This is a genomic window from Parachlamydia acanthamoebae (assembly GCF_000875975.1).
Taxonomy (GTDB): Bacteria; Chlamydiota; Chlamydiia; order Chlamydiales; family Parachlamydiaceae; genus Parachlamydia; species Parachlamydia acanthamoebae.
Window position 1 is genome coordinate 699,587 of sequence record NZ_BAWW01000066.1, and the last position, 14,072, is coordinate 713,658.

12 protein-coding genes are annotated in these 14,072 nt (G+C 39.2%); 1 reads left to right on the forward strand and 11 read right to left on the reverse strand.

All coding sequences use genetic code 11. The features are described from left to right. Nucleotides 1-2: 2 nt before the first annotated feature. The 4 genes from AOM43_RS12645 to AOM43_RS12660 form a co-directional block, all read right to left on the reverse strand. Nucleotides 3-1,058, reverse strand: coding sequence for an NAD-dependent epimerase/dehydratase family protein (locus tag AOM43_RS12645; RefSeq protein WP_013925743.1), 1,056 nt, complete (start codon nt 1,056-1,058; stop codon nt 3-5). Further along, nucleotides 1,055-2,002 carry an NAD-dependent epimerase/dehydratase family protein gene (locus tag AOM43_RS12650; protein ID WP_013925742.1) on the reverse strand — a complete coding sequence of 316 codons (948 nt, stop codon included), beginning with the start codon at nt 2,000-2,002 and terminating at the stop codon, nt 1,055-1,057. Before AOM43_RS12650 ends, AOM43_RS12645 begins: the two co-directional genes overlap by 4 nt. Before the next feature lie 38 nt (nt 2,003-2,040). Further along, complete coding sequence (asnB, locus tag AOM43_RS12655; RefSeq protein WP_013925741.1) at nt 2,041-3,984, reverse strand: asparagine synthase (glutamine-hydrolyzing); 1,944 nt, start codon at nt 3,982-3,984, stop codon at nt 2,041-2,043. Between the two features lie 171 nt (nt 3,985-4,155). After that, entirely contained in the window at nt 4,156-4,620 is a 465-nt protein-coding gene (locus AOM43_RS12660) for a hypothetical protein (RefSeq protein ID WP_226987534.1), read from the reverse strand. 381 nt (nt 4,621-5,001) lie between these two features. Between AOM43_RS12660 and AOM43_RS12665 the strand changes: the two genes are divergently transcribed. Beyond that, complete coding sequence (locus tag AOM43_RS12665; protein WP_059360569.1) at nt 5,002-6,285, forward strand: alpha/beta hydrolase; 1,284 nt, start codon at nt 5,002-5,004, stop codon at nt 6,283-6,285. 454 nt (nt 6,286-6,739) lie between these two features. Here the strand turns inward: AOM43_RS12665 and AOM43_RS12670 are convergent, their stop codons facing one another. The 7 genes from AOM43_RS12670 to AOM43_RS12700 all read right to left on the reverse strand — a co-directional run bounded on the left by AOM43_RS12670 (nt 6,740) and on the right by AOM43_RS12700 (nt 13,976). Continuing rightward, nucleotides 6,740-7,636 (reverse strand): PhzF family phenazine biosynthesis protein, encoded by an 897-nt coding sequence (locus AOM43_RS12670; protein ID WP_059360571.1) that lies wholly within the window; start codon nt 7,634-7,636, stop codon nt 6,740-6,742. Then, the gene (locus AOM43_RS12675; RefSeq protein ID WP_013925735.1) at nt 7,636-8,256 is read right to left on the reverse strand and encodes a helix-turn-helix transcriptional regulator; all 621 of its coding nucleotides are present in this window, start codon (nt 8,254-8,256) and stop codon (nt 7,636-7,638) included. The genes AOM43_RS12670 and AOM43_RS12675 overlap by 1 nt, the downstream gene beginning before the upstream one ends. 335 nt (nt 8,257-8,591) lie before the next feature. Next, entirely contained in the window at nt 8,592-10,019 is a 1,428-nt protein-coding gene (locus tag AOM43_RS12680) for an efflux transporter outer membrane subunit (protein ID WP_059360573.1), read from the reverse strand. After that, entirely contained in the window at nt 10,016-11,074 is a 1,059-nt protein-coding gene (locus tag AOM43_RS12685) for an HlyD family secretion protein (RefSeq protein WP_013925730.1), read from the reverse strand. Before AOM43_RS12685 ends, AOM43_RS12680 begins: the two co-directional genes overlap by 4 nt. Next, nucleotides 11,071-11,757, reverse strand: coding sequence for an ABC transporter ATP-binding protein (locus AOM43_RS12690; protein WP_006340472.1), 687 nt, complete (start codon nt 11,755-11,757; stop codon nt 11,071-11,073). The genes AOM43_RS12685 and AOM43_RS12690 overlap by 4 nt, the downstream gene beginning before the upstream one ends. A 1-nt stretch (nt 11,758) precedes the next feature. Next, complete coding sequence (locus tag AOM43_RS12695; RefSeq protein WP_013925729.1) at nt 11,759-12,904, reverse strand: ABC transporter permease; 1,146 nt, start codon at nt 12,902-12,904, stop codon at nt 11,759-11,761. A gap of 61 nt (nt 12,905-12,965) precedes the next feature. After that, a complete protein-coding gene (locus AOM43_RS12700) occupies nt 12,966-13,976 on the reverse strand; it encodes a DUF2156 domain-containing protein (protein WP_006340470.1) in 1,011 nt (336 codons plus the stop codon). Nucleotides 13,977-14,072 lie beyond the last annotated feature (96 nt).

The window sequence follows — 14,072 nt, forward strand, 5'->3', positions numbered from 1 at the left end:
ATTTAGCTCATTTTATTGGTGTGTTTGGCCATTGTTGTTTCGATTAAAGCTAAATGCTCTTTTGTCCATTGCAAGGTCAAGGCAATGCCTTCTTCAAAAGTTGTTTTCGCTTTAAAACCCAATTGGAGGAATGATTTCTCGGGACATCCAAATCTTTTCCCCGAATTATCCCAAGATCTTTTAGGTAAATTTTGGGTAGGTGTTGGATTGCCAGTGAGTTTATTAATTGTTTCAGCCAAGGTGGAAATGGTGATCTCATTGCCGCTTGCCAAATTGTACACGTCTCCAGCTGTTCCATAAAGAGCACAATGCATGAGTCCACGTGCAATGTCTTTGACATAGATGAAATCACGAGATGCATTTCCTCCATTTTCTAGAGGAAGAGCCTCTTGTTTTAAAGAGCGATAAATAAACGTGGGAATCACATTGCGCCAAACTGTCGCAGGAGTTCCACGCCATTGACCCGCTCCTAAAATTTCACGTGGACCATAAACATTTTGAAAACGTGCTCTGACGATCGGGCTTCCATGTTGTTTGACATAATACTTGGAATAGAATTCTCCAATGATTTTGGAAATGGAATAAGGACTATCCATATCCAGACTCACGGTATCAATTTCTTTTGAAGCATGGGCTTCATCGAACGTTTTCTCTGCAATCGCACATCCTGCCGCAGAATAAACCACTTTTTTTAAGGACGTAAAGCTTTTGATTTTTTCAAAGAGCTTTAAAGTCGTAAGCGTGTTGTTTTGGTGATCCGCTAGAGGATCATGAATCGAACTTTGATTGCCATGATAGGTTGCAAGATGAAAAATAAAGGCATATTCATCTTGCAACTGGTCTAAAACATGATCATCTGCAATCGATCCTTCCGTAAAACTGACACGTGGATCTGTAGGGATATTCAATTTTTCTGCAGATAGCAAATTATCAACAATATGGACACTTGCGTGTGGAGACGTTGAGAGAATTTCATGGACGAGATTACTGCCCACGAATCCGGCTCCCCCTACAATGAGAACTTTTTGATGATTAAATGCCTGATCAATGGTTTTCATGTATGACTCTTCTCTTCTAAACGTAGATGGGTAAAGGTTTGTGTGATCCCATGGACCTTATACCATTCAATCGCAGCTTTGACGCCTTGACTCAGCGGTGTTGAGACTTTCCAGCTGAAATCCTGGTTTGTTTTAGTTGGATCGATCAAGATTGTGAAGACATCATCTGGATTTCGTTCTCTGACTTCCACTTCTTGGTCGAGTGTGATGTCAAGTGCTTTAACCGTTTCGTCAAACAGTTCTTTAATCGAGTAATCGGATCCACTGGAGATATGATAATAACCTTTTTTTCCTTCTCCATTCAGAGCTTTTACAACCACTTGAACAAGATCATCGATGTAAATAAAATCTCGTCGTGTATTCATCACAAAACAAGCTTTTTGGGTGGTTAAGCGGTGAAAAAAAGTAGGCAAAGGTCCACTTAGATTGCGTGGGCCGTAAGCATTCGCTAAACGAAACGAAATAAAGTTAAGCCCTGAGAGCTCGATATAATGCTCTCCTGCCGTTTTGCTAATCGCGTAGCTGCTTCCGCATGATGAAATCGGATGATCGAGCGTAATCGGTTGCTCGGAAGGTTTTAAACCATAGCATAGGGCTGTTTGAAAATAAATCAAACGATCGACACCCGCTTTTTTGGCCGCTTGAGTCACATAAATGGTTCCTAAGACGTTTGTTTGAGCATCCTCTTCCCAATTATCTGGATCTTTGTAAGCTGCAGCTGCATGAACCACTTTATCGGGAGAAAACATTTCAAAGATCGAATCAACGAAGTGTTTATCCGCAATTGTGCCTTCAAAAACTTGTAAGTGGGGGTGTGGCTGTAAATTATCTCGACGACCCGTTTGGTAATTATCGATAACAGCAACCTGATGACCGTTTTGCAGCAAGTGATCTGCTAGGTGGGATCCAATAAATCCAGCACCACCTGTGATGAGAACTTTCATGTGTGGCTTTTCCTTTCTTAAAAAGCATTAAATTAAGTTTATACTGACAGTGTAGTAAATGGTATTCTTTCTTCCGCATCTCGAACCATTTTTCTAAATTCGGGCGCTCTATCGTGATAAAGCCTATGCCAAAGCTCGAGAGAAAGTAATCCCCAAATTTTCCTTCCAAATTTAGATTCGGAACCCAGATTTTTTAAGATACTTGTGGAATTAAAATAAGGGCGACTTTGCAAAGATTGGCTAGAGAAAATGTCGTGTGCAAAATCTTTTAAATCATTTTTTAACCAATGATTAAGAGGAACAGGGAAGCCCATTTTATCTTTGCGATTAAGAATTCCTTGAGGAAGAACATGTTGCATCGTATTAATTAAGACTTTCTTCAGTGTGCCATCTTTAAATTTGATGTTCGAAGGCATTGTGGCAGCAAATTCAATCAAAGGATGGTCAAGAAAAGGGACACGGGACTCAATGCCATGTGCCATACTCATCCGATCTTCCACGTGGAGCAAAGCTCGTAGAAGCGTTTTAAAATCAAAATGCGTCATGGAATCAAAATAAGATTCTTTTGTGACATTTTTTCCATGAAAAACATTTTGAAATTCTTTAAATGGAGAATATGGGCCAAAACACTCCCATCGAATTTCGTCTTGCAATGAAGGTGCTCGGTTGATAAGTCTAAAATAGCGGCTATCAATATCCTCAAAAAGACCCTCTCTCCAAAATTCTTGTAGGAGAGGTTTATAATTTTTCAACGAAGCGAGATTAGGGATAATCGATTCATAAGTGACGATAAAATTTCCATTATCCATCGTTCCGTTAATTGCGGCCTTGATACATTGCTCAAAATAGGCAATTAGATAACGGGCATAACCACCAAAGATTTCATCGCCTCCTTGCCCCCCTAATACCACCTTACAATGTTGAGAAGCTAACTTAGCGACATGGTATTGAGGAAAAGAACCCGGTCCAGCAATGGGATAATCTAGATGATAAATAATCTGGTGGATCGTCTGTAAAAAGTCTTCACTCGTGATATTGACTTCGTGCAGTTCAATGTTGTTTTCTTTGGCGAGTAAACGGGCGTATTCGCTTTCGTCATACTCAGATCCCAGATCAAATTTCCCATTAAACCCTTTCAGACCATTTTGAGAGCATTGTGCGGTCACTGCCGAAATAATCCCCGAGTCGATGCCTCCGCTAATGTATACCCCAACCGGAACATCGCTTCTGCCATGAAGCTTGACAGAGTCTTCGATCAAATCTTTTAATTTTTCTTCAAAATATCGGGATGTGTGATCAAAATCTAGATCGTAATACACTTCCCAATACTTTGAAAAGACATGTTTTCCCTTTTCAACCGTCAAAGAATAAGCAGGAGGAAGTTCTTGGATATTCTTAAAGAGCGTTTTAGTCCCTAGAGAAAACTGAAAAACCAAATAATCTTGCAAGGCTTCTAAATTGGTCTCAATGGAAGGGAGAAAAGGGAGGAGAGCTTTTGCCTCCGAAGCAAAATATAAGGTGTGATTTATCTCAGTAAAATAGAAGGGTTTTATTCCAAAGCGGTCGCGTGCGCAAAATAGTCTTTGATTGGTCTCATCCCAAATGGCAAAGGCAAACATTCCGCGTAAATGGTTGACACACTCTTTTCCCCATTTTTGATAAGCAGCAAGAATAGTTTCTGTATCAGAATGGGTTTTAAATGGATAATCTTTCAGCTCTGCCCTAAGTTCAAGATAATTATAGATTTCACCATTATAGCATATCGTGTTTCCATAACAATCCTGCATCGGCTGCAAGCCCATTTCAATATCGATAATGTTGAGCCGGCGATGCGCAAATCCAATAAAACGGTTGGGGTGTTTCCAAATGCCTTCACCATCGGGTCCTCGATGCTTTTGCAAGCGATTCATGACATCAAGATGGGCATGAAGATGAGGATAGGTGTTTTGCTTAATTTGGTGAATTCCTGCAATTCCACACATGGAATTTCCCCTCTTGTAATACAGTTAAAGCCCAATTTAAGCATCAACTCAAAGACAATTAACAACTAATTGAGCGAAGAAGGATACTTTACAAGAAGAAAGATAAATAATAAAGGGGGATTTAAATGGTATTCCGTTACGATTTTGCAGGTTTTTTCTTCAGCGTGGCTGTCATTCTGTTGAAGCAGGCTGAGGATGAGGTTGTGCAACACCAGGCTGAGATTTTGTGGATTCGGAGTGATAAGAAGGAAAAGGTTGGGCTGCAATAGGGTGAGGTTGTTGAACGCCTAGTGCAGAGGTTGAAGTCGGGGAGTATTTATCAACGGTTTCGACGATGTCCTTTAAGTCATCCATTTTTTTTATTTTTGCTGGGTCTAAATTAAAGGCAGCCACAATTTGCGTAAACAATTGCTGTTTATGTTTTTGCATATCTTCCGCGCTTAGTTTTGAGATAGCAATGTTGAGGAGGCTGTATAGTTCTTTCTTGTTAGCTTGGCTTGATTTTAAGGATTCAATGTCCTTAAAAATTTGAATCAGAAGATTATTTAGATGATTTTCATCTGCACTGATCTCTTTTTCATAAACTTCTGCTTTTTGAATATACGCATTAATATGTGAAGCCAATGTATTCATCATTTTCTCCCAATGCATTTATTTTTAATTATACAAAAAAAACAATAAGTGAAAAGTGACTATTTAAATAAGTTGCATAGGCAAAAATAAAACCTTTTAATAGTTTCTGAAAACTATTGCGTAAGTACACTTATTTAAACAACTAAATATAATATGTTTGTGAATTTAAAAAAGTGATGATTCAGATCTAAATTTCCTAAATGTGATATCTACTACAAAATTTCAGGTTATGAAAACAGTCGTTACAAAGGCAATAAATTGTTATAATTCTTTTTCGTCTGTTTTCCCTTGTTGAAGCAATTTGGAAGGTTGAAATCCTTTTTGTTCAGATAAAAATTTATTTGAATTTATTTTTTCACTTAAGTTAATTAATAGGAGGCTTTAATGGATTGTTGTTCTTCAGAAAATCCGCTTTTTCATAGCACCCATCTTTCTTTGATGTGGTCCACCTATGCAGATTCACATGAAGGCAATGATTGTGATGACAAAGCAAGCACAGATATAAATCTCCTTTATCATGAAGCCGGCTTAGAAGAAAGCCATACAAGTTTTTCTCTTACTAGACATATTGTATCAGCTAGATTAAACAACGGTGAACGCTCGGATTTTGATTCTCCACCTCCTGGCCGTAACTACACATACATAGAGCCGAATGAAAATTTTGGTATAGCGAAAAAAACATATTTGATTGGTGATCGTGATTCCTTGAGTAAAAACCGTGAATTTTCATTAAAAACGCATATAGCAAAGATCGAATTTGTTTATTCCAAAGATAAAAGTCGTTCTGTTCGTCGGCCTAAAGGTCGAACGATATGGATGAAAGAGTTCGATAAATTTGATTTTAAAAAATTTTCTGATCGTAAAATTTTAGTGCTTATCCACGGATTCACTGTCGATTACAACGGTGCATTAAAAACTTTAGGGAGGGTTGCTGAGAACATTGGGCATATTTATGATATTGTCATTGGTTATTTGTATCCAGCCTATGCAAAGCCGCATGAATATGCCCGAGCTGAACAAAATGCGATATACGCCGGCAAAAAGCGCCTGCCACACATCATCGCATCTATACAATCGGTGGCTAAACATCTAGATATTGCAGCTCACAGTATGGGAACTATTGTTGCAATGCATGCGTTAAATCAAGGCGCTATTCGCTACGTCAATAATCTCTTCTTCGCCGGCGGAGTCGTTGGTGAAAAAAATATCTTATGTGAAGGAGAAGAATGTAAAGCCTTTCCATATGCATTATCTAAAGTTGGAAAAATTTATGTGCTTTATTCTTGTAAAGATGAGATATTACCTTGGTTGCGCTTCTTTCATTCTGAGCAACCCGCGGGACGTCTTGATAGTGCTGTTCAACAAATGCCCATTGCTAAAAATGTTTGCTTGATCAATGCCACTTCTGTTGTCAAAAGCCATAGCGGCTATTTCAAATCAGAAGAAGTCTTTAAATTTTTTAAATTAGTAGCTCATCATAATGATCAGAATGCTCAGCTAGAAGGGGCTTATTTTTCTCTGACACCTAAAGGATTATCTTTTGTGGAGCGACCCATTATTTGTTCAAAAGGGACAAATGGTTTCATTACTGTAGGTCTCTTTTTTAAGAAAATGGCCAGCTTTAAACTCGGCCAAAAAGGTAAAGAACGGGATCAGAGAAAAGACTAGATTATGTAACAGTGATTTAAGCTTCATTAGTTTCGTTGTAAATAGCTTCTAAAAAACTGAAAGCTTTGAAGCACAAAACATGTCCCATGGGGCCCGTTTATTCTAGCCCTTTGTCGAATCGGCGGATTCACAATCCTGGCAAGATTTCGTCTGGTATCCGAAGAACCTATACGAGAGAAAAAATATGTCACCGATGTGGCATGGGTATATTCCTTCATCCAATTTCCTGAAGGCCTTGAATAACTCCGCACAGCTTGAGTTCTTTCCAATAGCAACTTCTCGATCAGGAATGAAGGTGTCGTTTAAAGCGATCATTACGGAGTGCCGATTCCTCTATTTTTGAAAGACCCACTCGTTTGGTGGGTTTCAATTTTTAGGTAAATTTGACACTTTAAGATTTCGCTGATCTCTAAGGATTCAAGCAAAGGTTATTTGGTGATAAAGTTGCATATTCTTAAGGAAGTTTGAGCTGAGAGGCAAAAACATGCATCGCTTCTGCATGCAGCTTAACCTGCACGGGCTTTGTTTGCATGATCTCCAATTTCGCAAAACCAGGACGATGCATAAAATGTCCTTGTTCGACATGGATCCATTTTTGATCAGATTGAATGATTCTTTGGTCAAGAGCGTAGGCCGCTAATCCGCCTTGCATGGAACCTGTAAAAGGATCTTCAGGGACCCCAACAAGAGGAGCAAAGCCTCGCGCGTGGATGTGATTGTTTGTAGAAAAAGTTTCATGCGTTAAAAAACAAAAGACCACAATTTGATCTTTGCTAGCAAATTCAATTGCTTTTCGCGGATTCAAATTAATTTTTTCTAAGCATTTTAAATTGCGCGCAGTCAAATAAAGGTATTGATTTGTTTTTTCTAGCATAGGAGCTTTAGATGCATCTATCAGCTCTTTTGAGATATCTAGTGCACGAAGAGTTTCTTCTAGGTTATAGGGAGATGACTCTAGTCGGATTTTGGGAGCATCGAAAATAAAATGCGGTGCCTGTTTTTTGGATAAATCAATTTCGACATCCAAAATGCCAGCATTCGTTTCTATCGTGAAAAAATTTTTAGCTTCCGTGCAGCCATAAAGGCCTTCGTGGGCGATCGTATTTAATGCCCCTACAGTGGCATGTCCGCAAAATTTGATTTCATTCCCTGGAGGCGTAAAAAATCTTAAACGAAAATCAGCTTTTTCACTTTTTTGAATGAAGCCTGTTTCAGAAAGGTTCATTTCACGGGCAATGTTTTTCATTTCGTTCTCATGCAGAGAATCTGCACCAATGACAGTGACGGTTGGATTGCCACCAAATAACGTATTTGTAAAAGAATCAGTGTGATGAATGGTATATGTACGCATTACGCTTCTCCCAATTGTTTAATATAATTGTAGATGCTTGCCCGAGAAATCGATAAATATTGGGCGAGAAAGGGGGCGGCATTTTTAAAATTAAAAATACCTTTGTGGTAGAGGTGTTGCACAAGCTCGCACTTTTGCTCTCTGTTTAAATGATTTTGAGATAATTTCTTTTCTTCTAAGTACTGTTGAATAAAGAAGAGAGCTTGATCTTCACATTGGCTTCCAAAGGCGTCAATAGGATTTTTGGCATCTGCTTTAATTTGTAAGAATGCTGCAAGTCTTTCATGGGTTTCTTGAGCATGGCTGACATCTACATTAAAGCAAATCAAGCCCACGGCTTTTCCTTTTGCATTGCGGATCGTAATTGATGTGCATTTCAAAAGGCGGCCGTCCCAATTTTTTTTGTAGTAGGCGGAAAAATAATCAGGAAATTCCTGAGTATTCACTTTTAATTCTTGTAAGGGTGAGGGGTCGCCAATTTTTCTTTGGGAAAAGTTATGGTAGATTGCTACCACTTTTCCTTGATCCAAGTCGTGGATTGCGACTTCAACGTAGGGATGAAAAAGCTCGACAAGAGCTTTAATCAAAGGATCATAAATTTTCCAATCAGTTGCTTTCATTTTTCCTCCAAAGCAATGATTCTAGCAAGGATTTAGATTATTTGTCAAATTTAGACTTTTTGAATAAAAATGAATGCCTTCATACACTTTAGAAAAATCTTTCAAAAATGAATGAAGGCAATTGAAGTTTTAAAGGTGATTCCACATGGAATAGATCCCCTGGAATGACTAAGACTTTCGATTTATTTTAAACTGACCGCTTTGACATCACAAATAATGAGTTTCCATGGGCGATTGGGACCGATTTTGCCATAGGATAGAGTAGCACAATAAAAGGCAGCTAAATCTGCGCTGGGCATGACTCCTTATTGAGTAAACCCGCCCAATTAACATGCCTAAGCATCATCGCAAGTGGTTTCCCAGCCTCCACCTAATGCTTTATAAAGGGAAATGTAATGCATGAGAAGCTGAATTTTACTTTTCAAAAAGGCATTTTCAGTTGAGAGAAGAGAGCGTTGACTGACTAATACCTCGAGATATCCCTTAAAGCCCGTTTGATAAAGGTGAAAGAGCTGGTTATAGGATTCACCACTAAATTGCATAGCAGAAAACAGCTTACGATTATGTTCAAGTTCATGGTGATAAGAAGCAATTGCATTCTCAGTTTCTTCCAAAGCTTCTAAAACCGTTTTTTGGTATTGATATAAGGCTTGTTGAGTTTTGATTTTGTTAAGGTCTATATCTTGCTGAATTAGTTTGCTATTAAAAATAGGGGCTAGTAATTGGGGGCCTGCAAACCACACAAAGCTAGAGCGGCTTAAATGAGTGGCAACATCTCCGATAAATCCTCTTAATGAAAATCGAGGAAAAAGATCGGCCATCGCACTTCCCACTTTTTCAGTGGAAGCCGCTAAATTTCGTTCAGCTCTGCGAATATCTGGGCGGTTTCTTAGCAAGGCAGAGGGGATTCCTAAAGGTTTATAGTGAGGAAGCTCGGGGAGGTCATGGTGTTCTCTAAGTACGCAAAAGAGTTCTGCAGGAGGGCATCCGAGCAAGATAGAAAGCCGGTGAATGCCTTTTTCAATGGAAAGTTCAAGCATTGGAATTTCAGATTCCAATAGCATGAGCTGTTCTTCTGTTTGCCATTGATCAATGATACTCGTAAATCCGGCTTCAAAGAGACCCGTTGTCAATAACGTCGTTTCTTTTTGTGTTTGAATATGGCTTTTAGCTATATCTAAGAGGTGTTGCGAACCTCGAATTTCGATGTAGTTTTTTGCAATTTCTGCTGTGAGAGAAACCATTAAATCGCGCAGGCTTTCAATAGAGGAGCCAATTTCTGCGCGTGCGGCATTTAATTCATGTGTTGTTTTGCCGAAAAGATCGATTTCCCATTCGGCATCGAAACCGATTTCAAAAAAATTGACATTCCGTTTGCGATGATGGTCAATACAAGAGGCTCCAAGGATATCTTTTAGAATTTTATTGTTGTACTGCACATGGCCATAATTAATGGTGCCATCAATGTGTGGGTAGAGCTGTGCGCTAATTCCTTTTTTTGCAGCCCGGGCCTCGAGAATTCTGGAAATGGCGATCTGCACATCGAGATTTTGCAGAGAAGCCTGTTCAATTAAAGAATTAAGCAAAGGATCATTTAAAGATTTCCACCACAAAAAGCAGTCCAAAGGTTCAGCATTCATCCCTTCTTCAGTAGCGCTATGCCACTGTGTAGGCATTTCCATTCCGGGAGGCTCATATTTTGGACCAACCGTGCAACCACCTAAAAAAACGCTAAGGAAGAAAAGAGCTTTTATCATTTTCATTTAGAGAGTTCCCTTTCGATAAATACATCCATGCGAGCTCCCACAAAAATGTGTGGATCTGATTTGACAATCTTGTAAACGATTTGAAAGATCTGAGTGTCCACTTTTTCGTTAATTTCATTTGTTAAGTCTTCTTTTGCGACAAGAAAGGGTTCAATGCGTACAAATTCCAGTGGAAATTCATGACTAGCATCCCCTTGAAGGAATGCAACTGCTGGAGCTGTAGAACTAAAATAGGCCACTTCTAATTGGTTAATGCTGACCCTTAAATACATTTCAGTTGTATCCCCAATGATCATAATGGGGGTACGAGCGTTGCTCGGAACGGAAAATTCCCCTTCGTGAATTTTAATTTGCAAGACCGTTCCATCGATCGGTGAACGAATTATTGTGCGTTGGATGTCGGTTTGGATCGCGGTGACATTCGCTTTGGCAAACATCGTTTCATAATTCGCAATTTCGAGATCTGGTTTCCATGTTCCCGATTTAACTTTTTCAAATTTTGCTTCCGCTTCTCTGTATTGATCCTTAGCCTGCTGATATCTAAAATAACGGCGGTCGCTTTCTTCCTGGCTGATTGCACGAGAATCAGGTAAACTGAGGACCATATCAAATTGACTTTTAGCCGCATTCATTTCCGTTTGGGCACTTTGGAGAGCTGCTTCAGCGGATGCTAAATCTTCAGGATGAGGAAGTGCTTCCAGCTTTTGAAGTCGCGCTTTAGCACTTTTATAAGCCATTTGTTTCACTAACAAATCAGCCATTAAATCTTTATTCTCAAGTTTGAAGAGAATGTCTCCTTTTTTGACTTTTTCTCCAACTGTCACGAATACTTTTTCAATGATGCGGTTTACAGGAGTTCCCACTTGAATATTTCCTGAAACCGGCTGTACAACCCCTACACCTGAAATGTATGATTTAAAAGGGGATAGAGGGGGTTTAATAAAATATTCGGGACTTTTGGGTTCTTCTGCATTTTTCCAAAAGGAAAAAAGAATCAAAAGGACGCTGCATAAAGTCGCAGCTAAGACGAGATAAAAATAATTTCTGTTCATATATCGTTCTCTGGAATTATAAGGCCATCACTCATAGTTATAATACGATCAGCAAAAGGGAAAATGCGATGATCGTGTGTGACAACAAAAATTGCTCTGGATGCGAGAGCTAAATCTCTTAAAAGAGACAAAATTTCTAGTCCAGAGGCTTTATCTAAAGAGCTGGTAGGCTCATCACAAACAATAATTTTTGAATTGTTGACCATGGCTCGTCCAATGGCAATTCTCTGCTGCTGTCCCTTTGAGAGGTTTGAGGGAGAAAAATCAGCCCGTTGCGCCATATTTAATTCTTTTAATGTATTTAAGGCCCTTTCATTCGCTTCTTCTTCTGATTTTCCGGCTACGAGCAATGGTAAGGCTACATTTTCAAGTATTGAGAGCGTGGGGATCAGAAAAAGCGATTGAAAAACGATTCCTAGATAGTTTCTACGCAACATCGCTTTTTCGTTATCGTTCATTGTACTCACATTATGGCCTAAAATGAAGACCTCCCCTTCGTCAGGAGTCAAAATAGTTGTAAGGATCGATAATAATGTGGTTTTTCCTGATCCAGATGGACCAACCATCAAGGTCAATTGACCACTGTAAATATCCAAATCGATCCCTTTTAAGGCCTCGATACGGCACTCGTTTTCGCCATAACATTTCTTAACATTTCGGCAGCTAATTGCGATTGTATCCATGTTAACTACCCAATAATGTTTTGGGATCTACATAAAGAACCCGACGAATACTTAAAATGGCCGTAAAGATACAAATAATTAGGGCTACGGAAGCTGTGAAAAGTAAAAGTTGCCAAGGGAAAAGGAAGGCAAGCGTTGTATTTTTAATTGCAAAGCCCCAAAGGAGGGTAGCTGCTGTTCCAATGAGATATCCAATGACTCCAGATACGACAGCTTGCAGGATGATCATTTTTAAAATCATGGTTTTATTACCACCCAGAGCTTTCATAAGTGCGTAATAATTAATATTTTGAAGAGTTAAAATGTAAAAAATCTGTCCTGTGATAGAAAATCCAATGATCAGGCCTAAGGCAACTGACAAGCCGAAATTAATCAGAATGCCCGTTTTAAGGAAGTACTCTGCAATTTTCCTTTTGAACTGATCGCTGGTCAATCCGTCATACATGGCGAATGAATTGATTCGATTCAGTACATCATCTACATTTGCGTCGGGGGAAGACTTCGCGGCGATAAAAGAAATCCGTTTTACCGAAGTAAATTGCTCAAACTGGCTTGTGGCGGTAAACATGACCGGCTGAGGGAAAAAACCTGGGGTGATTTTTGCAATCCCCACAACGACCGCTCGCCGATTATTGATCTCAAAGGTATCGCCAATTCTTACTGGGATTACGCTTCCATCGGGCAGGGTATGTGCCAGTGCTCCATTGGCAGAATTGACATCGATAATGACAGCTCCCTCCCGATGCAAATCCCGCACATTTCCTTCAAGCATTTCAGCAGGGGCTCCAATTAAGGTCGCATCATCAATGCCATACAGTTGGGCTATTTTGAAAACACCCGATTCCATTGCAATGGGAATATCCATCAAATCGATCGGAACGGCCCACTCAATGCCTGGTGTGCTGCGCACAATATCAAGGTATTCCTTTGGCATGGTCCGAATTGCTCCTTCGCCCTGAGTAGCCGGATCAATGACCCAAATATTTGGTAAAGAGATATCCGTGACCATACGGTAAGATCTTGAAACAAGTCCCAAAAAAATGGCGGATTGTTGGGAAATCAATAGGGTTGCCAGGAATACGCCAAATATAGCTCCTATAAAAGAAGCTCTATTCCCAATCAGCATTTTAAAAGCTACAGCCAGCATAGTTCTCTTTCAATAGGGTGTTAATTTGTCACTCTATCCAAATCGAACCACTTTGACAATATTATTTTTTATTTTTCCCGTAGGAAACATTCATCGTTCGCATAAGGGCCAAGAGAGAATTTATTTTTATTTTAGAATTAAACAAAACATAGGATGGAAATGCTTTAGGCATAAATTTTTTAAAGAAGATCCTGCGTCGTTGCAGATGAAAAATCCAGTCCACCATTCTAAATAAATGACGTACGATAAAGGCTGTTAGACGGCCTAAGCCGACAATTTCTCCGAGTTGCGTCCCTGGACCTGCACCCAAAGAAAAAAAATGGCATTCTTCTTCGCGCAATTTTTCTATAGTACTGACAATCAAGAATTCGCTTGTTCCTGTGGGCGCATTAGGCAATGCCATGGAAAAGTTAAGGACCCATCCTTGAAAGAGGTCAATTTGTTTGAGCATGAGAACTCCGATAACTGTCCCATCTTTTTTTGCGTAAAGCCAGCGGGTTCCTTCTCGATTGGAGAAAAGATCCACTTCTCCTAAGTAGATTTGGGGACCTTTTCTAGATTGCAGCCATAGATTAGCAGCCTCTTTTAGCTGATTTTCCAAATGGGGATTTTGATCTGTATACTCCAGAATTTCAATACCTTGATTGCGTGCTTGGTTGACTTTCCAGCGTAGTTTTTCCCCTTTTCTTCCTTTGGTTGGGTCAATTTGGGGGTCGACAATCAATTCTTCAGCAACTTGAATCAAGGTTTGGCTGACATTTTGAATAGCCCAATGTGCAAATTTCTCGGATACAAGAATGTAGATAACATTTAGCTTTTGTTTAGTACAGTAGTCTTGGAAAGCGTGGGTCAAAGCAGGGATATCTTTTTCTGCACATACGGGATCGCTAATTACAACGGCGCAATCACGCTCGAGTCGATATCCAATAAATCCTTCAACTTCAGAAATCGTAAAGGTTTTACAATGTGAGTCTAATAAAATAACAGCAGGTGGATGACCTAAACGTTTTATTAGATTTGCAATTTTATTCTGAATATAAATTTTGGGAGGAGCTTCTTCTGTAATAGTCAATCTTTTATCTCCTATGCTAAAAATGAACTAATATTTTTATTATGGATCTAAAATCTAACTAATATATTTATTAAATATTTTTTACTATAATTATAT